The organism is Rhodococcus sp. MS16, assembly GCF_013277795.1.
GTDB classification, from domain to species: Bacteria; Actinomycetota; Actinomycetes; order Mycobacteriales; family Mycobacteriaceae; genus Rhodococcus_F; species Rhodococcus_F globerula.
The window spans coordinates 730567-747591 of the sequence record NZ_VBTM01000005.1 but is presented as its reverse complement, the minus strand read 5'-3'; the positions used below and the strand labels follow the sequence as shown (position 1 = coordinate 747591).

The window sequence follows — 17025 nt, the reverse complement described above, 5'->3', positions numbered from 1 at the left end:
GTCGCCAGAAACTACATTCGAAAAGTTGATGTCTAAAGGAGAACTTCGAACATGTCAGGATTAGAAGGCCGCGTCGCTTTTATCACCGGAGCCGGGCGGGGACAGGGCCGAGCGCATGCGATACGGCTCGCCCGTGAAGGCGTCGACATCATTGGCGTTGATATCTGCGAGAACGTGGACTCGATGACCTATCCGAATGCCAGCGAAGCTGACCTCGAAGAGACAGTGCGGTTGGTGGAGAAGGAATCTCGGCGCATGGTCGGCCTGAAAGCTGACGTGCGGAACTATCGACAACTCACTGCCGCCTTCGAGGAGGGGTACGAGCAGTTCGGTCGCGTCGACATCGTTATTGCCAATGCAGGCATCATCCGGATGGGGGCAGAATCGGAGGATTTTCTGGCGGACTGGAACGATGTGATCGACACCAATCTGACCGGGGTTTATCACACGGTGCGAGCGGCGCTGCCTGCCATGCGCGAGGCTGCGCGCGGCGGGTCGATCGTCATCACCAGTTCGACTGCCGGTCTCAAAGCTTCCTCGTCGTTGTCAGCCAGCGGCAATGCGTACGCGTCTGCCAAACGTGGCGTTGTGGCTCTGATGCAGGGTTTGGCAGCACATCTCGCCCCGGAATGGATTCGGGTCAACACCATCCATCCCACCGGAGTAGCCAGCGGGATGACCCAGAATGCCGCGATGGACGCCCTCATGGCGCATGCCGCTGCCGGCGGCTCGAACTCGATCTCCGGGATGCAAAACGCTTTACCGCTGCAAATGCTCGAGTGTGAAGACGTCGCCAATGCTGTCGCATATCTCGTTTCCGATGAAGCCAAATTCATCACCGGCATCCAATGGCCACTCGACGCCGGATTCATGATTCGCTGACAGTCATTCGAGACAAGGAAGTTCTATGACTGCAACATATGGTGCTGCAACCGTTTTCGATGAACTTCCCAGCGGACTTCTCATCGGCAGTGATTGGGTTTCGGGCTCCTCGGGTGGATCGTACGAGCACGTGTATCCGGCAAGCGGCCGACGGAACGCAACGATCGAGATCGCCGGCGAAGTCGAAATCGACCGTGCAGTGAAGTCTGCGTGGGAGGCTCATCGTGAGTGGATCGCGTACACGCCTGAGCGTCGTCGCGATCTTTTGTTCGACCTCGCCGACGCGGTGAAAGCTGACGTCGATCGTCTCGCGCGACTCAACGTGCATGACTTCGGTGTTCCGATAATGATGAGTGCCGGGCACATCGGATTGGCTGAAAAGTTCATCCGGTACTACGCCGGATACGTCGACAAGGCCCACGGATCGAGTACCCCCGTGTCCAACAAGTTCGACGTCAACCTGATCGAACGCGAGCCCTACGGAGTAGTCGGCATCATCGCACCCTGGAATGGGCCGATGGTGGTCGTCGGACTCAACGTTGCTCCTGCCCTCGCCGCCGGAAACGCAGTCGTACTCAAACCTTCCGAACTCTCCCCATTCACATCACTGCGATTCGGCGAACTCTGTCTCGAGGTAGGTCTACCACCCGGACTGGTCAATGTGCTGCCATCCGGACCCGAAGGCGGTGCCGCGCTCGTCCGCCATCGCGGGATCAGCAAGATCCACTTCACAGGCGGAGGCGACACCGCAAAAAAGATCATCGCCGAAGCTGCTGCCAATCTCACCCCGGTGGCCACCGAACTGGGTGGCAAATCCGCCAACATCGTCTTCGCTGACGCCGATCTGGATGCGGCGGCAAAACTGTCGGCGTTTCAAGGTCCACTTGGACAGGCCGGTCAGAGCTGTGCGTGTGGTAGTCGAATCCTTGTGCAGGACTCCGTCTACGACGCGTTCATCGAGAAATTTCTCGCTGTGGTGCAGTCGGTGAAAATCGGAGAACCTTTCGATCCAAGCGTCGTAGTCGGGCCAGTGGTAAGTCAGGTGGCGGCGGATCGCATCCTCGAGACCATTGATCGGGCATCAACCGAGGAGATGGGTGAACTCATCGCCGGTGGCAAACGACTCGGTGGAGACCTGGCAGACGGCTTCTTCATAGAACCCACCGTCTTCACCGACGTCGACAATCACTCACCGTTGGCCCGGATCGAAACATTCGGCCCAGTCGTCTCGATAATGCGATTCACCGACGAAGCACAGGCCGTGGGCATCGCGAACGACACCGTTTTCGGACTCAACGCCTACATTCAAACCAACGACCTCACACGCGCACATCGAGTTGCGCGTCAGCTCGAAGCAGGCTCGGTCTGGGTCAATCGCAACAGCGATATCTCACCCCAAAGTCCTTACGGCGGTTATAAACAGAGTGGTACAGGTAGAGCAGGGGGACTCGAGGGCCTCCACGAGTTTCAGCAAGTGAAGAACATTCGTATCGGAATGTCGTGATCGAGAATCGCCGTAGTTTCCCTTCGAGTACCTCTCCACATGCTCGGTGGTTTCGTCCTTCTGTGCCGCGCTTGTCGGGTGTGGGGACGCCACGTGCCGCATCCCGCCTTCAGGCGAGGCGTCGAAGCCTAAGTCTTTGGACTTAGGCTTCGATGATGGTTACATTAGGTGTGCCAAAATACGCCCCTGCAGCCGTAAACCTGTCGGCCAAACAGCAGCTGATTCTCACTGCTGAGCGACTCTATGCTCTGCATGGCTTCGATGGTGTGCCGCTGAGGCACATCGGAACTGCGGCAGGTATGGCCAACAAGTCCGCTGTGCAATACCACTTCGGAGGCAAAGAGGGCTTGATACAAGCCATCCTGGCGTACCGGGTCGAAGAACTGACACGGAGGCGAGCAATTCTCGGCGCGCGCTCTTCTGCAACGGACCTGAGAAGTGTCCTCGAAGCGCATCAGTTGCCTTTGATGGAACTCGCTGAGGACGAAGACTGCTACTACTTGCCGTTTCTCGAGCAACTCATTCGGGTGGTGCATCCTCTTGACGACCTACCTGAGGAGTCTCGAGACTCTGAACGTGTCTACTACGAGCGAGTTGGCGCTCTCCTTGGACACATTCCACAAGCGTTGCGCGAGATCAGAATTCACCAAGCCTCCGGAATGTGCTTGCACACAAGTGCCGACCGCCACCGTCAACGTTTGCTCGGCGCCCCCGTTGCGTCATATGCCGTATATGTCAGTCAACTCCTCGACACGCTCGTAGCCATGCTTACGACTCCACCCTCGACGGAAACGCTTGCAGCACTTGGATAACTCCACGATCGCGACCCGTCTCGCGTTCAGCGAGTCACAGAAGCGGGCGGCCGATCGGTCCCAGCTGTCTCGTTGTGCTGCGAGGCCTGATAGCCAGTGGTCAGCAAGAAGACGGTGCGATCAATTGTCGGCATGATGTCGCTGATCGCGATCTGGTTTTCGCGGCACCGACCTACGAGTCCGTAGACGACGGCCGAAAGTATCGACTGCAGTTCTGTGACGAATTCAGGGTCTACGTCGGACATGACTGATCTGCCGATGCGTATGACGGGGTCGAAGCTGTCCATGCCGAGATCACGGTCGCCGACGACGGTCCGTACTTGAAAGTACGCAAAGAGCATCGTCGGGTGCTTTTCCCAAGGTTCGAATATCGACCCCATCACCCGCATTATGGCCGGGTGCAGGGGCTCATTCGGGCCGCGCGTGTGATTGACGAGCCCGGAGTGATTCTCCATCATCCACCGTTCGATGGCAGCAGCGATCAATTCTTCTCGAGTGGCATACCGTTTGTAGATAGTCGACAGCGACGTGCGGGCACGACGCGCGACTTCGCGGAGTTGCACCGCGTCGTACCCTTCGTCCTCGAGGAAGTCGATGACGGTGTCGAGAAGTGGGTCTCGTGTGAGCTCCGGACCGCCCGCAAGATCTACATTCTCCATTTTGTGAATTCCCTTGCCTTGTCTGGATAACCAGGTTATCGTAGCGCTTAGTAACTCAGTTACTTACCTCACATCCTACGGTGGCCGCACGGAAAATGTCCGCGCCGTCGGCAATCGGCGAGACCACCGCTGTTCGAGTTCGAATTCACAATGCGGAGCACCCAATGACTGGTTCCCCAAAGCGCGTACATATCGATCGCGGCATGTGCGAGGCGCACGCGCTGTGTGTCGAGATCGCGCCCGAGATCTTCGACCTCGTCGACGATGACGTCGCAAGCTGCAACGAGAATCCTCCGGAAGCGTTGTGGCCCAAAGCGCTGGCCGCGGTCAGTGCTTGCCCGCGCCAGGCCATCAGCATCGTGGACGAATTGCCTGCTACTTCACCCGAAAGGTCAGTGATCCGATGACCGATCTAGCATCAGTCGACTATTTCTCCGACGGAGAGATCGCACAAGATCCCTTCGAATACTTCGACTACCTTCGAGGACGGAATCCGGTTTTTCGTGAGCCGCACTACGGCGTGGTGGCAGTCACCGGACATCAAGAGGTGATCGAGGGATTCAAGAACACCGACGCGCTGTCGGCCGTAAATGCGATCGGCGGGCCGTTTCCTCCGCTGCCGTTCGAACCCGAGGGTGACGACATCACCGCCCAGATCGAAGCGCACCGTCACCATTTCCCGATCTTCGAGCACATAGTTGTGATGGATCCACCTGAGCACACGCGAGCTCGATCGCTACTGGGACGGCTCCTTACCCCAAAGCGCCTGCAGGAGAACGAACAGTATCTGTGGGACTTGGCTGATTGTCAGCTCGACGAATTCATCGATAACGGGGACTGCGAGTTTCTGGGTGAGTACGCTAAACCTTTTGCTACGCTGGCAATTACGGACTTACTTGGTGTTCCGTCAGAAGATCGGGCGGAGTTTCGCCGGATGCTGGGCGCCGGGAAGCCACCCGGTAACCATGTTGGAGCGCTCAACCATGATCCTGTCGGGATCAACCCGCTGGAATACCTGGAGGAGCGCTTCAGCGGTTACGTGACCGAAAGGCGTCGCGAACCCCGCAACGACATTCTCAGCGGTCTGGCGTCGGCCAAGTATCCGGACGGATCAACACCTGAAATCCTGGAAATCGTCCGGCCTGCAACGTTCCTGTTCGCCGCCGGCCAGGAGACTGTGACGAAGCTACTCAGTTCGGCGTTACGAGTACTTGCCGAACGCCCTGAACTCCAGCAAACTCTGCGTGAGGATCGCAGTCTGATCCGCCCATTCATGGAGGAATCACTTCGTTTCGACAGTCCGACGAAGGTGGACTTCCGCCTCGCCCGCAAGTCCACCAGAATCGGCGATCTCGACATCCCCGCCGGAACTGTCGTCATGCTGGGTCTCGCCGCCGCCAACCGTGATCCGCGAAAGTTCGATAATCCGAATGAGTTTCGGCTCGATCGGAAGAACTCGCACGACCACATCGCGTTCGGTCGTGGGCTGCACACCTGCGCCGGTGCACCGCTCGCTCGAGTGGAGGCCTACGTCACCTTGAACCGTCTGCTCGACCGGATGAGCGACATCGCCATCAGCGAACGCGCACATGGCCCGGCCGGCAACCGTCGATACGTATACGAGCCCACCTTCCTGCTGCGCGGGCTCATGGAACTCAACATCGAGTTCAACCCGATCCGAAAGCCGTAATTCGTCGTACAACAGCATCGGGCGATTGCTCGATGTCCCAACCGAGAGAGGCAATTTCATGGCAGGCAGAGTAGAGGGCAAGGTCGCGTTCGTTACCGGCGCGGCACGTGGTCAGGGACGCAGTCATGCGGTGCGACTGGCACAAGAAGGTGCGGACATCATTGCCATCGACATCTGCGGACCGATCAGACCGAACGCCCAGATAGCCCCGTCTGAGCCGGCCGATATGGCCGAAACCGCAGACCTGATCAAAGGACTCAACCGTCGCATCGTGACGGCGGAGGTCGACGTCCGCGATTTCGACGCCCTCAAAGCTGCGGTGGACAGCGGCGTCGAGCAATTGGGCCGGCTCGACATCATCGTCGCCAACGCCGGAATCGGAACCGGTGGCCCTACCCTCGACCAGACCAGTGAACTGGACTGGCAAGAGATGATGGACATCAATCTCTCCGGTGTGTGGAAGTCGGTGAAGGCCGGTATTCCGCACTTGATCGAGGGCGGTCGCGGCGGGTCGATCATTCTGACCAGTTCGATGGGAGGTCTGAAGGGATACGCCCACATGGGTCCGTACATCGCCGCGAAACACGGTGTGGTCGGGCTGATGCGTACGTTCGCAGTCGAACTGGGAGAGCACTTCATCCGGGTCAACTCCATTCATCCCACAAACGTGAATACACCGATGTTCATGAATGAGGGAACGATGAAGATGTTCCGTCCCGACCTCGAGAGCCCCGGACCGGAGGATCTGAAGGCCGCCGCGCAGTTCATGCATGTACTGCCGATCGGCTGGGTGGAGCCCGAGGACGTCAGCAATGCTGTGCTGTTCCTGTCCTCTGACGAATCCCGTTACGTCACAGGGCTTCCTCTCACCATCGATGCCGGTAGCAACCTCAAGTAGCAGTGACATTCCGCTTTACGTTTCGGTACCGGGTTGTGCACTCCACTCCGTGCGGGCCCGGTACCGACAGCGATGACAGAAAGCCACCTGGCACGTCGCGATTAACCGCGGCGTGTGCCGCCAAAGAGCGTCCACACCCACGGGCAACACTGTCGACCCGTATCACCTGAATTCGTCGCAGCATCAATGCTGCTCGGTCGGCCGGAATATATTGCCGCTTCCTGCGCTTCCTTGCCTTCCCGAGGAAGCCGGCTTCATCACCGGATCAATCCTCCCTCTCAGCAGCGGAACTCTCACTTACGCACGTGCCATGTCAAGGAATGCACGGTGATCTGTCGATTCCGTCAGTTGACCGCCTTGACCAAATGTAGGAGACCTGTGAAACCACAACGAACACTCGCTGCCTTCCTCGCCGTGGTGGCGGTAGCGGCAGCCGTCACCGGATGCAGTGGCCGAAGTTCGAGCGAGAGTCCGGCTGAGGGCGCCGACGATGGCGGAACGAGCGCTGCGGCCGCCTCCAGCGACTTCGGCGACCTTCGAGGCGTGTGTCAGCCTGGCGATGTCAAGGGCGCACCGGCCCAAGGCGTGACCGCGGAGGAAATTTCTGTCGGAGTCTTCTCCGACATGGGTTTCAACAAGAACACGGAATTTGCCGACGCGGCAGAGGTTTTCACGTCGTGGTGTAACGATGCCGGCGGCATCAACGGTCGCCGGATTGTGGCCAACATCCGCGATTCGAAGTTGATGGAAGTTCGTCAGAGAATGATCGAAGCCTGTCGTGACGACTTTGCTCTCGTCGGCGGCGGCGCAGCGTTGGATGCTCTCGGTGTCAAGGACCGGCTGACATGTATGTTGCCGAGTTTCCCCGCGCAGGCTGTCCAGTCACGGTCTGCCGGCGCAGACCTGGAGGTGAGTGCGTCACCGACCATGGTTCCCGGATACGACAATTACAACGGTTTTCGGACCTGGATCGCTGACGAGGCCTACCCGGACTCGAAAGCCGCCGTCGGGATCATCAACGGTGATTCGGCGGTTACCAAGGCAATTGGTGCCTTGACCGCAGAAACACTCGCAGCGACCGGTGCAACGCTCATCTACGACGAGCTCTATCCAGCTATGGGTGTCTCGGACTGGACTCCATACGCTCAGGCGATCAAGAGCAAGGGCGTCAAGGGTCTGATCTTCATGGGCGACTTCAATCAGTTGGCCAAGCTCGAAGAGGTCCTCACCAGCATGAACTACAAGCTCGACTGGATCGATGCCAACAACAATGCGTATAACGCCTCGTTCATCGAACTGTTGGGGAAGTCCGCGGACTTCCAGAACAATCTCGTATCTCTCAGCGGGGTAGCGCCATTGGAGAGTGACGAGCCAGCGGTGGCGGAGCTCAAGGCTATGTACCAGAAGTACGCCCCGGACGCGCAGATCACACTTCCGTCGATGCTCGCCATGTCGTCGTGGTTGCTGTTCGCGAAGTCGGCCGCCAGTTGCGGTGCCGATCTCACCCGCTCGTGCCTTTACAACGCAGCTGTCGCCGAAACTGCCTGGACCGGGGGAGGTTTGCATGTCGCTAACGATTTGGCGAATCCTATCCCGCCGCAGCCGTGCTTCAACGTCGAGCGAGCGACATCTGACGGATGGGAGGCAGCTGATTTCAATCCCGACAACGGTCTCTACCGTTGCGATATCCCCGCTCGTAAATTGACGGCTGACTTCGGGACGCCGATGACCCTGGCCGAAGTCGGTAAAAGCATCGGCGATTTCGAATAATGGAACAGTTCATCTCCTTTGGGATCGTCGGGCTGAGCACTGCGGCGATCTACGCGATCATCGGCAGCGGATTGGTGGTTACCTACACGACCACCGGCGTGTTCAACTTCGCACACGGCGCGACGGGCATGATGGCGGCTTTCTCCTATTGGCAACTCAGCGTCGGTTGGGGTTGGCCGGTGTGGCTGTCGGTAGCGACCGTACTTCTGGTTCTGGCACCAGCTTTCGGGCTCCTAGTCGAACTGTTGGTGCGGCCGGTCCAAGCCCTTGGTGAGGCCGAGAAGCTGGTGATGACGATCGCCTTGCTGAGCGGTCTGATTGCGCTCGCGAGATGGATCTGGAGTCCGAACAAGGCACGCACGCTTCCCAAGTTCTTTGCCGAGCAAGACTCTTTTCAGATCGGTGCTGCGACGGTCACTTGGCACCAGGCAATCACCATGCTGGTAGCGGTCGTCGTCGCGGCGGGGTTGCGAATCCTGATGCTGCGCACTCGAACCGGAACCGAAATGCGAGCGACTGTCGATGACCGTGCCTTGGTGGGTCTCACCGGGGCAGACCCGGTTCGCGCCAACCGGGTTGCCTGGATTCTGGGGACGGTATTGGCGGCAATCGGCGGCATTCTCATCGCTCCGATGGTCGCCCTCGATGCGACCCAACTGTCACTCGTGATTGTCAGTGCTTATGCCGCAGCGATATTCGGACGGTTGAAGAGCTTGCCGATGACTTTTGTCGGCGCGATCGTCGTCGGGTGCATGGAAAGCTACCTCACCGGTTACCTACCGCAGAGTCCCTACCTTCCCGGGCTGCGACTCGCTGCGCCGGCAATTCTGTTGCTGCTCGCGCTGTTGCTGTTTCCGCACGGGCGACTTCGGAGACGCGACCGTCACCTCAGTCAAGTTCCGCTACCGACAGTTCGCGGCACAATCGCCTTCGCAGGAGTTATCGTCGCGTTCGGACTCATTCTGGCCACCGTACTGGGGGAGGGTGATCTGATCACCTATGGACAGATATTCGCATTCGGCGTCATCGCGTTGTCCTTCGTTCCGTTAGTCGGTTACGCCGGTCAGATCTCGCTCGCACAGCTCACGATGGCGGGGGTCGGGGCGATCGTCTGTGCACGCTTGGGCGGAAATGGGCAATGGTGGGCACTTTTGGCGGTGATGGTCATCGCGGGCATTGTCGGTGCGGTGATCGCAGTGCCCGCGCTGCGACTCTCAGGGGTGTACCTGGCGCTCGGGACGGCGGCAATCGCGGCCATCTTCGACCGATGGATCTTCACGTTGCCGTCTTTCGAGGTGTTCGGCACGGAGATCACACTGTTTGATCAGGGTTCAGTGGAATTGGTAGGCCCGCGACTGTTCGGATTCGCGATCGACACCCCGGCAGAACTGACGGTGTTCTCAGCAGTGTGTCTGGCGCTCGTCACACTGGGCGTGGCAATGCTCCGGCGAGGGCGCCTCGGCCGACGATTGATTGCACTGCGCGACAGCGAGGCAGCGTTTGCGACATTGGGAGGCAGCTTGCTGCTGACGAAAATGCTGGTCTTTGCGCTGTCCGCCGGCATTGCCGGTCTCGGTGGGGCGCTGTACGGAATGCAACTGATGTCGATCTCGGCGGAGCAGTTCAGTTTTGTTGCCGGACTGGGTATTTTCCTGATCGCCGTAGTCGGTGGACTCGGTGTGGTCGGAAACGGACTCTTCACCGGAACGATGATTGCCGGTCCTCTCAATGCAATTGTGGCGTTGTGGCCGGCGGCCGCCAACCTCGTGCAGACGCTGCCCGCTGCTGCCGGCTTGGCATACAGTTCCGGCGCTGTCGACGACGGACTCGTACCCAGTCTGCGTCGGCGTTGGGAGCCCGCACTTCGGGACCCCGTCGTGATGGCTGCCTTGCTCGGTTGGATTGGGGCGCTGTGGATTCTGCGACTCGTCGATGTCGTGAACGGGTACGTGCTGATCATCGGGGCGGTGGCCGGAATTCTCGCAGCCCGAAGTTGGGGTGTATCGAGGCAACGGGAGGCTCCGGCGCAGCGGGAGATTCCGGTGGAGTGGTGGGGCCTGGAGCGCCCCTGGACTACGGAAGACGAGGAGGTGCTCGATCGTGCCATCGCAGCTCGAAGTTAAGGACATCACGGTCACATTCGGCGGCCACCATGCACTCACCGACGTTTCACTGACCGCCGAACAAGGCAACATCACCGGCCTCATCGGACCCAACGGTGCCGGAAAGAGCACCCTGTTCGACGTCATATCCGGACTCCGTAAGCCAGCCACGGGAAGTGTGTTCCTGGGTGGCTGCGACGTGACCCGAGCCGGACCGTCTCGGCGCGCCAAACACGGCCTGGCACGGACGTTCCAACGCCTCGAGCTCTTCGGTCGCCTCAGCGTCAGAGACAACCTCCTCGTTGCCGCCGAAATTGGGCCGCAACGACGCAACGCGACAGCCGTTGTCGACGACATCATCGATCGACTGGGATTGGCTGCGGTGGCCGCCGTCACCGCCGACTCGCTGTCGACCGGCATGGGACGACTCGTCGAGGTGGCGAGGGCAATGGCAGTGCACCCGTCCGTCATTCTTCTCGACGAACCGGCTGCCGGGCAGGACCCCGAAGAGACACAACGGTTCTCGGTGCTGCTGCGATCACTGGCGGATCAGGGAACAGCGGTTTTGTTGGTCGAACACGACATGGAATTGGTGATGAGCGTGTGCGATCAGGTGTATGTGCTCGATCTCGGGAAGATCATCTCGGTCGGCCCACCCGAGATGATCCGGCGCGATGACGCGGTTCTGGCAGCGTATCTGGGGGAATCATGAGTCCCGTTCTCGAACTACGCGGCGTCCGCGCGGGTTACGACGATATCGCTGTCCTGCACGGCATCGATCTTGCAGTCGAACCAGGGCAAGTAGTGGCTTTGCTCGGTCCGAACGGTGCAGGCAAGACCACCACGCTGCGCATCATCTCCGGTGTCCATACGATCACCTCAGGACAGCTCCTGTTCTGTGACAGAGACATGACCGGAGTATCACCGCGGGAATTGGCGCGCGCGGGTGTATGTCTCATCCCCGAGGGGCGCGGCGTATTCCCCAATCTGTCCGTCCGGGACAATCTGTCGATGATGACCTTCACCGGTCGCTCTCGTGACGAGATCGAAGAGGTCGCATTCACTCGTTTTCCCATCCTCGCGGAACGAGCTTCACAAATTGCCGGAACGCTGTCCGGTGGCGAGCAGCAGATGCTCGCTCTCTCTCGCGGCTTGGCCACCGAACCAGCTGTGCTTCTGCTCGACGAATTGTCCATGGGACTAGCGCCTTTGATCGTCGGCCAACTCTACGAGGAGGTCGCCGAGATAGCGAGGCAAGGTGTCGCCGTGATACTCGTCGAACAGTTCGCGAACGCCGTACTCGAATTCGCTGACCATGCTGCAGTTCTCGTTCGAGGTCGGATCGAAAAGCAGGGCCACCCGGACGACGGACTGCGCACCGAACTTGCCACCCTCTACCTAGGGAGTTCTACATGACCACGACTGAAACACGCGCAGAGCGCTTTTCCCGCGAGCTTGCCGATTTGAAGATTCCCGACCCGTCCGCGGGCCGGTCCAGTCTCTGGCTGCGACTCGGAATCGCGCTGATGGTGCTGGGTCCGGCGTTGGGAGTGGGGGCTTATCTTCTGTCACACAACACATCTGATCCGCTTGTTCAACGCGACGCCATCATTGTCGCTGTGATCGGACTAGTCGCAGGAATCAACGGAGCTGCTATCTTCCTGCGCTATTCACTGACCAATTTCCTGAGATTCTGGATGGCTCGCCAATCTTACGACTTGGCACTTGCAACGAGACTTCCCTCCCTCGACGGAGAACAGTCGTGACCTTCTGACACGCCAGGAGTTCGAAACATGTGGTGGCGGAACCGTTCCGTCCACCGGAAAGGATTCACCATGCGTAAATCTGTAATCGGTCGAGCCCTGATCGTCGGCGCCTTCATCGTCACTACATTCGCGACGGGCTGTAGCAGCTCCGATGACAGTTCGAGCGAGACCACCTCATCAACCAAGGCGACAAGTTCTTCGGCGCCGGCAGCAGCGACAACCAGCGCTGTGGCGTCCGCTGCGGCGACCAAAGAAATCACGGACGCGTACATCACCTTCTTCAATGGAACTACCGCCCCTGCCGCGCGTGCCGCCCTGCTCGAGAACGGCGATGTATTTCTCCCAACGCTCGAAGCGATGGCCGCTGATCCGCAGTCGATGGCAACTACTGCCACCGTAGAAGGCGTCACCGCAGCCGGCGCCGACAACGCCTCTGTCAAATGGACACTCGTGATGGGCGGTACTCCCGTACTTCCCGACCAGTCCGGTGAGGCAGTACAGGAAGCTGGTACCTGGAAGGTCTCCGCAACGACGTACTGCACCTTGATGGCTATCCAGGGGAGTGGGGCCACCGTTCCCGGCTGCTAGTGCCAACAGCCCGAATCTTCACCCAGGCGCGCTATTCGATCACCCAATCGGCCAGCGATATCGACTCAAGTTTCGAACTACCGAAAGCAGTCAGAATGACACTCCAATCGATCATGGACGAGGTACGCAATCTCCCGGGCACCGGTGAAGTCATTGCGGTCATCGACCCGGCGACCGAAGAACAGATCACCGAGTTCACCGATGGCGGGGCAAAGGCGGTCGAGGAAGCCGTTTCTCGTGCGCGCGAATCCTTCGAGGCCGGTGTGTGGCACGGTCTCCCCGGCAGTGAAAGGGCTAAAATCCTTTGGCGCGCTGCCGATTTGATCGACGAACACGCAACTGAGATCGCCCAGCTCGATTCGATCAACACCGGGATGCCATTCGTTCAGGCGCATTCCATCGTCGGGACCAGTGCCGAATTCTTCCGGTACTACGGCGGCTGGTGCACGAAGGTCAATGGCATCGCCCATGACGTGCACATGACCGGCGGGATCACTGGTGCTCATTCGAATATGCACGGATACACGCTCAAGGAACCCGTGGGTGTCGTCGGGCTGATCTTCCCGTGGAACGGCCCGATCTTCAACGCGTGCGCCAAACTTGCTCCAGCCCTTGCCGCAGGGTGCAGCGTCATCGTCAAGCCTGCCGAAGAAACACCGCTGTCGGCACTGCTACTGGTTAAGTTATTGGCTCAGGCCGGCGTGCCCGATGGTGTCGTCAACCTCGTCAACGGCTACGGCCACACTGCAGGCGCGGCACTGAGCGAGCATCCCGATGTAGACAAAATCGCTTTCACGGGATCCACCGAAGTCGGCAAGAAGATCGTGCAAGTAGCCAGTGGCAACCTCAAGAAGGTCATGCTCGAGCTCGGCGGCAAGTCACCCGTACTGATCTATGACGACGCCGATCTGAACACGGCAATCCTGAGTGCCGCGATGGGTATCTTCGTGCACTCCGGTCAGGGCTGCATCAGCGGCTCACGCATCTTCGTTCAGCGCGGTGTCTACGATCAGGTCGTGGAGGGCATTGCGGCGATTGCCAATTCGCTGAAGCTGGGCGGGCCTAAGGATGAGGGCGTCCACATCGGTCCGCTCATCAGTCAAAAGCAGCTCACTCGAGTCATGGGCTTCGTCGAAGAGGGAAAGCGCGACGGTGTCGAGGTAGTGGCAGGCGGATCCCGGATCGACCGGCCGGGTTATTTCGTGCATCCCACCGTCCTCACCGATGTCAGGCCCGACATGCGGCTCTATCAGCAGGAAATTTTCGGACCCGTCGTTCCGATCATGCCGTTCGACGACGATGACCAAGTGGTTGCCATGGCAAACGACACCACATACGGGCTCGCTGCCACGGCGTGGACCTCGGACGTCGGACGTGCTCACCGCCTCGCGAAGCGACTGGACGCCGGAACTGTCACCCTGAACTGCCAGATGGTCTTCGACCACGCTATGCCGTTCGGCGGATACAAGCAGTCCGGATGGGGCTACGAGCACGGCAGAGAGGGCATCGAGGGATATATGAAGACGAAGTCGGTTTACACCCAGATTTAGATCAATTTGCGTGCGATGGAAAAGCGCTCTCGCACATGACGATTCCCTAAGCGGGGCACGCATGGCTCCCCGCTTAGGGATTTCGCTCAGCTCAAGTCCGCGATGATTCGCTCTGCGAGGGGCTTGGACGACGCGGGATTTTGTCCGGTGTACAACTTTCGGTCCACTACAACGTAAGGGGACCACGCCTCGGCATTCGAGAACTTGCCGCCCTGCTCGCGTAGCTTCGTTTCGAGCAGCCACGGAGCCTTGTCCGCCAAACCTGCCTGGGTCTCCTCCTCGTTGGTGAAGGAGGTGAGGTTGTAGCCGTCGAACAGCCAGCTTCCATCGGATCTGCGTGCGGGAAGCAACGCTGCCGGTGCGTGACAGACTGCTGAGACAACCTTGCCTGCGTCCAAGAATTTCACCAGAAGCTCGCCGAAGGTTGTGGACACTGCGAGATCCTCCATCGGCCCGTGCCCGCCCGGAACAAAGACCACGTCGAAGGTGTCGGCGTCGATATCTTCGAGAATGTGGGGCGAGTTCAGCGCCGGCTGCAGATCGGCAATGTACTTGCGCATACGGTCGGCGCCCTCCTGACCTCCATTGACCTCGGGGGCAAGGCTTCCTTCATCCACAACCGGGACCTTGCCGCCGGGTGTTGCAATCACGATGTCGTACCCGGCATCGACGAACGCCTTATGAGATTCGACCAGCTCCTCGGCCCAGTATCCGGTGGGGTGGGCGGTCCCGTCGTTGAGCGTCCAGTGATCTGCAGAGGTGACGGCAAACAGCAACTTGGTCATTGCACAACCTTTCGTTGGAGACAGGACCCGAAGACAGGCCCAATCGGCAAAACAGCGTCAGTCAATGCAACACACTGGTCCGGAGAGAATTCCGCATCGGCCGTCTTCGGTGAGATGTGTCATGTCTACTCCGCAGTTGCGGAGCAGCTTTGTGCGCAGAGAATCCTTAATGTGTTTCTGCTGCAATATGTTTGATCGGCGAGCGATTCCACGATGTCCGAATGTTACAGTCGGGTCTCAATTTTAACCGGCGGAAAGTGCGTATACCTGCGCAAACCTCGATGTAAACCCTGCTAGGCATCGAAACTTCGGTTCACAGCGGCCGGCATTCGTGATTGCATGGGTCGTGATCCAAGGAACGCAATAGAGGTACACAGCAATAGAGGTACACCGGTGCCTCGACAAATGCGCAAGTGCAAGGAAACGAAGAGAGCGAACGCGATCGAAATGACCACGCCGCAAAAAAGTATCGACCCCGACCTCGAAGTCGATTGGGTATGGGAAGACGGGCAACTACGAGGCGTGGCGGCCGACGGCGCCGTGAGGCTGACTGCGAATCTCCAACGTGCCCAATGGTCATGGGGTTCATACACACTATTTGCCGAGCAATTGGGAGACCAAGTGTGGCTCACATTTGACAAGGTTGTCGATGAAATCGGACGCCTCGGTATCGCGGACACGACTGCTGTCGAGGTATTCGCACCGTGGATGGGGCAAGCCGCGACACCACTTCGGGCGCTCAATTCTCCGTTGACGAAGGAAAAGCTGTCAGCCCTGCCGGCTGAAGCTGAAGTTCCGGATTTTGCCTACGCCGTTGTTGCAGAAGCTGTTCGGATCTTCGAGAATCCCCAAAACCTAGATCTCACTGCAAGGTTCTGAGCGGAAACTCGTGGGTAGTGGCGGCCCACTGCGTTTGACTCAAAGCGGGCTCGATCGTCTTATGGCGCTCACGGGTGTGAGACCTGTTGCTGTATAACGCTTGCTGAACTCAGTCGCGGAATTAGAGGCGAAATGTATTGCGCGCAAGACGGATTCTCCGCGAAGGGGTGAAGCGCCGGAACCTGGTCGTCGTGTTGATTCGTGCGCGTAGACCGACTCGTACGCGTGGTACCTATTCAAAGGATGAAAGGTACTCGCGAAGTACGTCGTGCGACTCGGCCAGGACCGTCTCGTCGCCGGACGGGTTGGTCCGGAAGGCGTACTGAGCAAGTCGCTCGATAATTTCGACGGCAATGGCGCGCTGTAGGTGTGACAAGCGGTTGAAGCGTGGCGCGTGAATTTCGAACTGCTCGAAGACGAGAACAGCTATCTCGTCGCACCAGATCTGGTCGAGACTACGGATGCTCGCATTCAGATGTTGCCCGACCCACAGTTCGCGAATCAGTGGAATTGCGTACTGCTGTCTGTAGTGACCGACCAGGATGTCGACAATCTCGGTCCACGTCGTTCGCGAACGATTGGTGAACTGACGGGTGATCAGCCCGTACGAGTCGATCATGCATCTCCGTGCGAGTTCGTCCAGAACCCGCTCAGGAGAGTCGAAGAACGGTAGCGGATTTCGGTGTCGTTCTGTTGTCTTCCGTTTTGCGACGGCGACGCCGACGAGTGCTGCGATGGGGAAGATCCCGAGCAATGTGTACTGCCTCTTCGAATCTCTACCGCGGCGCCTGTACGTGACTGGGAACCGAGTCGCGTCACGCTAATCGGCGATGCGATCCACGCGATGAGTCCGGTACTGGCGATGGGAGCAAACACTGCGATGCGGGACGCGTCCGAGTTGACCCGGACGCTCGCTGAAGCCAGGAGCACTCACGCGTCGCTGGTTGAAGCGGTCGCTGATTATCAAGCCGAAATGGCAGCGTATGCGTTTCCGCTTGTGGCCAACGCCCGGGAAACGGGCCGAACCCGCGTCGGGCAAGCCTGATTTTTGCCTTCGCTGCCGACTTGACTCAAGTTCGCTGTCCGAGAATCTGCGGGCTACGGCGACAACCGTATGAGGAAGGGCTGGAAAGACTTGCG

At 59.1% G+C, this 17025-nt stretch carries 18 protein-coding genes; 15 read left to right on the top strand and 3 right to left on the bottom strand.

Annotated features, from left to right (window positions below):
- Nucleotides 1-51 precede the first annotated feature (51 nt).
- From FEZ60_RS16250 to FEZ60_RS16240, 3 genes are all read left to right on the top strand, one after another.
- Nucleotides 52-882 carry a mycofactocin-coupled SDR family oxidoreductase gene (locus FEZ60_RS16250; RefSeq protein ID WP_138868741.1) on the top strand — a complete coding sequence of 277 codons (831 nt, stop codon included), beginning with the start codon at nt 52-54 and terminating at the stop codon, nt 880-882.
- A 25-nt stretch (nt 883-907) separates the two neighbouring features.
- Nucleotides 908-2386, top strand: coding sequence for an aldehyde dehydrogenase family protein (locus tag FEZ60_RS16245; RefSeq protein WP_033231583.1), 1479 nt, complete (start codon nt 908-910; stop codon nt 2384-2386).
- A gap of 155 nt (nt 2387-2541) precedes the next feature.
- Nucleotides 2542-3198: a TetR/AcrR family transcriptional regulator gene (locus FEZ60_RS16240; protein WP_172936502.1), complete on the top strand. Its 657-nt coding sequence runs from the start codon at nt 2542-2544 to the stop codon at nt 3196-3198.
- Nucleotides 3199-3224: 26 nt separating this feature from the next.
- On the opposite strand, the gene FEZ60_RS16235 is transcribed toward FEZ60_RS16240, so the two are convergent.
- Nucleotides 3225-3857 carry a TetR family transcriptional regulator gene (locus FEZ60_RS16235; protein ID WP_045064387.1) on the bottom strand — a complete coding sequence of 211 codons (633 nt, stop codon included), beginning with the start codon at nt 3855-3857 and terminating at the stop codon, nt 3225-3227.
- A gap of 164 nt (nt 3858-4021) precedes the next feature.
- Here FEZ60_RS16235 and FEZ60_RS16230 point away from each other — a divergent pair, with 164 nt between their 5' ends.
- From FEZ60_RS16230 to FEZ60_RS16185, 10 genes are all read left to right on the top strand, one after another.
- The gene (locus tag FEZ60_RS16230; protein ID WP_033231796.1) at nt 4022-4264 is read left to right on the top strand and encodes a ferredoxin; all 243 of its coding nucleotides are present in this window, start codon (nt 4022-4024) and stop codon (nt 4262-4264) included.
- A complete protein-coding gene (locus FEZ60_RS16225; protein WP_045064386.1) occupies nt 4261-5547 on the top strand; it encodes a cytochrome P450 in 1287 nt (428 codons plus the stop codon). Before FEZ60_RS16230 ends, FEZ60_RS16225 begins: the two co-directional genes overlap by 4 nt.
- Nucleotides 5548-5605: 58 nt before the next feature.
- Entirely contained in the window at nt 5606-6445 is an 840-nt protein-coding gene (locus tag FEZ60_RS16220) for a mycofactocin-coupled SDR family oxidoreductase (RefSeq protein WP_033231581.1), read from the top strand.
- 378 nt (nt 6446-6823) lie between these two features.
- A complete protein-coding gene (locus FEZ60_RS16215) occupies nt 6824-8215 on the top strand; it encodes an ABC transporter substrate-binding protein (protein WP_033231580.1) in 1392 nt (463 codons plus the stop codon).
- Nucleotides 8215-10338 (top strand): ABC transporter permease, encoded by a 2124-nt coding sequence (locus FEZ60_RS16210; protein ID WP_172936501.1) that lies wholly within the window; start codon nt 8215-8217, stop codon nt 10336-10338. Before FEZ60_RS16215 ends, FEZ60_RS16210 begins: the two co-directional genes overlap by 1 nt.
- Nucleotides 10316-11029 carry an ABC transporter ATP-binding protein gene (locus FEZ60_RS16205; RefSeq protein ID WP_033231578.1) on the top strand — a complete coding sequence of 238 codons (714 nt, stop codon included), beginning with the start codon at nt 10316-10318 and terminating at the stop codon, nt 11027-11029. Before FEZ60_RS16210 ends, FEZ60_RS16205 begins: the two co-directional genes overlap by 23 nt.
- Nucleotides 11026-11733 carry an ABC transporter ATP-binding protein gene (locus FEZ60_RS16200; protein ID WP_033231577.1) on the top strand — a complete coding sequence of 236 codons (708 nt, stop codon included), beginning with the start codon at nt 11026-11028 and terminating at the stop codon, nt 11731-11733. The genes FEZ60_RS16205 and FEZ60_RS16200 overlap by 4 nt, the downstream gene beginning before the upstream one ends.
- Nucleotides 11730-12083 (top strand): hypothetical protein, encoded by a 354-nt coding sequence (locus FEZ60_RS16195; RefSeq protein WP_172936500.1) that lies wholly within the window; start codon nt 11730-11732, stop codon nt 12081-12083. The genes FEZ60_RS16200 and FEZ60_RS16195 overlap by 4 nt, the downstream gene beginning before the upstream one ends.
- A 69-nt stretch (nt 12084-12152) precedes the next feature.
- Nucleotides 12153-12671, top strand: a complete 519-nt coding sequence (locus FEZ60_RS16190) for a hypothetical protein (RefSeq protein ID WP_033231575.1) — start codon at nt 12153-12155, stop codon at nt 12669-12671.
- 95 nt (nt 12672-12766) lie between these two features.
- Complete coding sequence (locus FEZ60_RS16185; RefSeq protein WP_095886933.1) at nt 12767-14221, top strand: aldehyde dehydrogenase family protein; 1455 nt, start codon at nt 12767-12769, stop codon at nt 14219-14221.
- An 86-nt stretch (nt 14222-14307) separates the two neighbouring features.
- Here FEZ60_RS16185 and FEZ60_RS16180 read toward each other — a convergent pair whose 3' ends face one another.
- Nucleotides 14308-15006 (bottom strand): type 1 glutamine amidotransferase domain-containing protein, encoded by a 699-nt coding sequence (locus FEZ60_RS16180; RefSeq protein WP_172936499.1) that lies wholly within the window; start codon nt 15004-15006, stop codon nt 14308-14310.
- A gap of 447 nt (nt 15007-15453) precedes the next feature.
- Here FEZ60_RS16180 and FEZ60_RS16175 point away from each other — a divergent pair, with 447 nt between their 5' ends.
- Nucleotides 15454-15885 (top strand): hypothetical protein, encoded by a 432-nt coding sequence (locus FEZ60_RS16175; RefSeq protein ID WP_172936498.1) that lies wholly within the window; start codon nt 15454-15456, stop codon nt 15883-15885.
- Nucleotides 15886-16117: 232 nt separating this feature from the next.
- Here FEZ60_RS16175 and FEZ60_RS16170 read toward each other — a convergent pair whose 3' ends face one another.
- Complete coding sequence (locus tag FEZ60_RS16170) at nt 16118-16504, bottom strand: hypothetical protein (RefSeq protein WP_172936497.1); 387 nt, start codon at nt 16502-16504, stop codon at nt 16118-16120.
- A 63-nt stretch (nt 16505-16567) separates the two neighbouring features.
- Here FEZ60_RS16170 and FEZ60_RS16165 point away from each other — a divergent pair, with 63 nt between their 5' ends.
- Nucleotides 16568-16930, top strand: a complete 363-nt coding sequence (locus FEZ60_RS16165) for an FAD-dependent monooxygenase (protein ID WP_172936496.1) — start codon at nt 16568-16570, stop codon at nt 16928-16930.
- Nucleotides 16931-17025: the final 95 nt, after the last annotated feature.

What these genes read in the sequence shown, in the direction of transcription:
- FEZ60_RS16250 (WP_138868741.1), top strand. Translation starts at nt 52, where the DNA reads ATGTCAGGATTAGAAGGCCGCGTCGCTTTTATCACCGGAGCCGGGCGG.
- FEZ60_RS16245 (WP_033231583.1), top strand. Translation starts at nt 908, where the DNA reads ATGACTGCAACATATGGTGCTGCAACCGTTTTCGATGAACTTCCCAGC.
- FEZ60_RS16240 (WP_172936502.1), top strand. Translation starts at nt 2,542, where the DNA reads ATGGTTACATTAGGTGTGCCAAAATACGCCCCTGCAGCCGTAAACCTG.
- FEZ60_RS16235 (WP_045064387.1), bottom strand. Translation starts at nt 3,857, where the DNA reads ATGGAGAATGTAGATCTTGCGGGCGGTCCGGAGCTCACACGAGACCCA.
- FEZ60_RS16230 (WP_033231796.1), top strand. Translation starts at nt 4,022, where the DNA reads ATGACTGGTTCCCCAAAGCGCGTACATATCGATCGCGGCATGTGCGAG.
- FEZ60_RS16225 (WP_045064386.1), top strand. Translation starts at nt 4,261, where the DNA reads ATGACCGATCTAGCATCAGTCGACTATTTCTCCGACGGAGAGATCGCA.
- FEZ60_RS16220 (WP_033231581.1), top strand. Translation starts at nt 5,606, where the DNA reads ATGGCAGGCAGAGTAGAGGGCAAGGTCGCGTTCGTTACCGGCGCGGCA.
- FEZ60_RS16210 (WP_172936501.1), top strand. Translation starts at nt 8,215, where the DNA reads ATGGAACAGTTCATCTCCTTTGGGATCGTCGGGCTGAGCACTGCGGCG.
- FEZ60_RS16200 (WP_033231577.1), top strand. Translation starts at nt 11,026, where the DNA reads ATGAGTCCCGTTCTCGAACTACGCGGCGTCCGCGCGGGTTACGACGAT.
- FEZ60_RS16195 (WP_172936500.1), top strand. Translation starts at nt 11,730, where the DNA reads ATGACCACGACTGAAACACGCGCAGAGCGCTTTTCCCGCGAGCTTGCC.
- FEZ60_RS16190 (WP_033231575.1), top strand. Translation starts at nt 12,153, where the DNA reads ATGCGTAAATCTGTAATCGGTCGAGCCCTGATCGTCGGCGCCTTCATC.
- FEZ60_RS16185 (WP_095886933.1), top strand. Translation starts at nt 12,767, where the DNA reads ATGACACTCCAATCGATCATGGACGAGGTACGCAATCTCCCGGGCACC.
- FEZ60_RS16180 (WP_172936499.1), bottom strand. Translation starts at nt 15,006, where the DNA reads ATGACCAAGTTGCTGTTTGCCGTCACCTCTGCAGATCACTGGACGCTC.
- FEZ60_RS16175 (WP_172936498.1), top strand. Translation starts at nt 15,454, where the DNA reads ATGACCACGCCGCAAAAAAGTATCGACCCCGACCTCGAAGTCGATTGG.
- FEZ60_RS16170 (WP_172936497.1), bottom strand. Translation starts at nt 16,504, where the DNA reads ATGATCGACTCGTACGGGCTGATCACCCGTCAGTTCACCAATCGTTCG.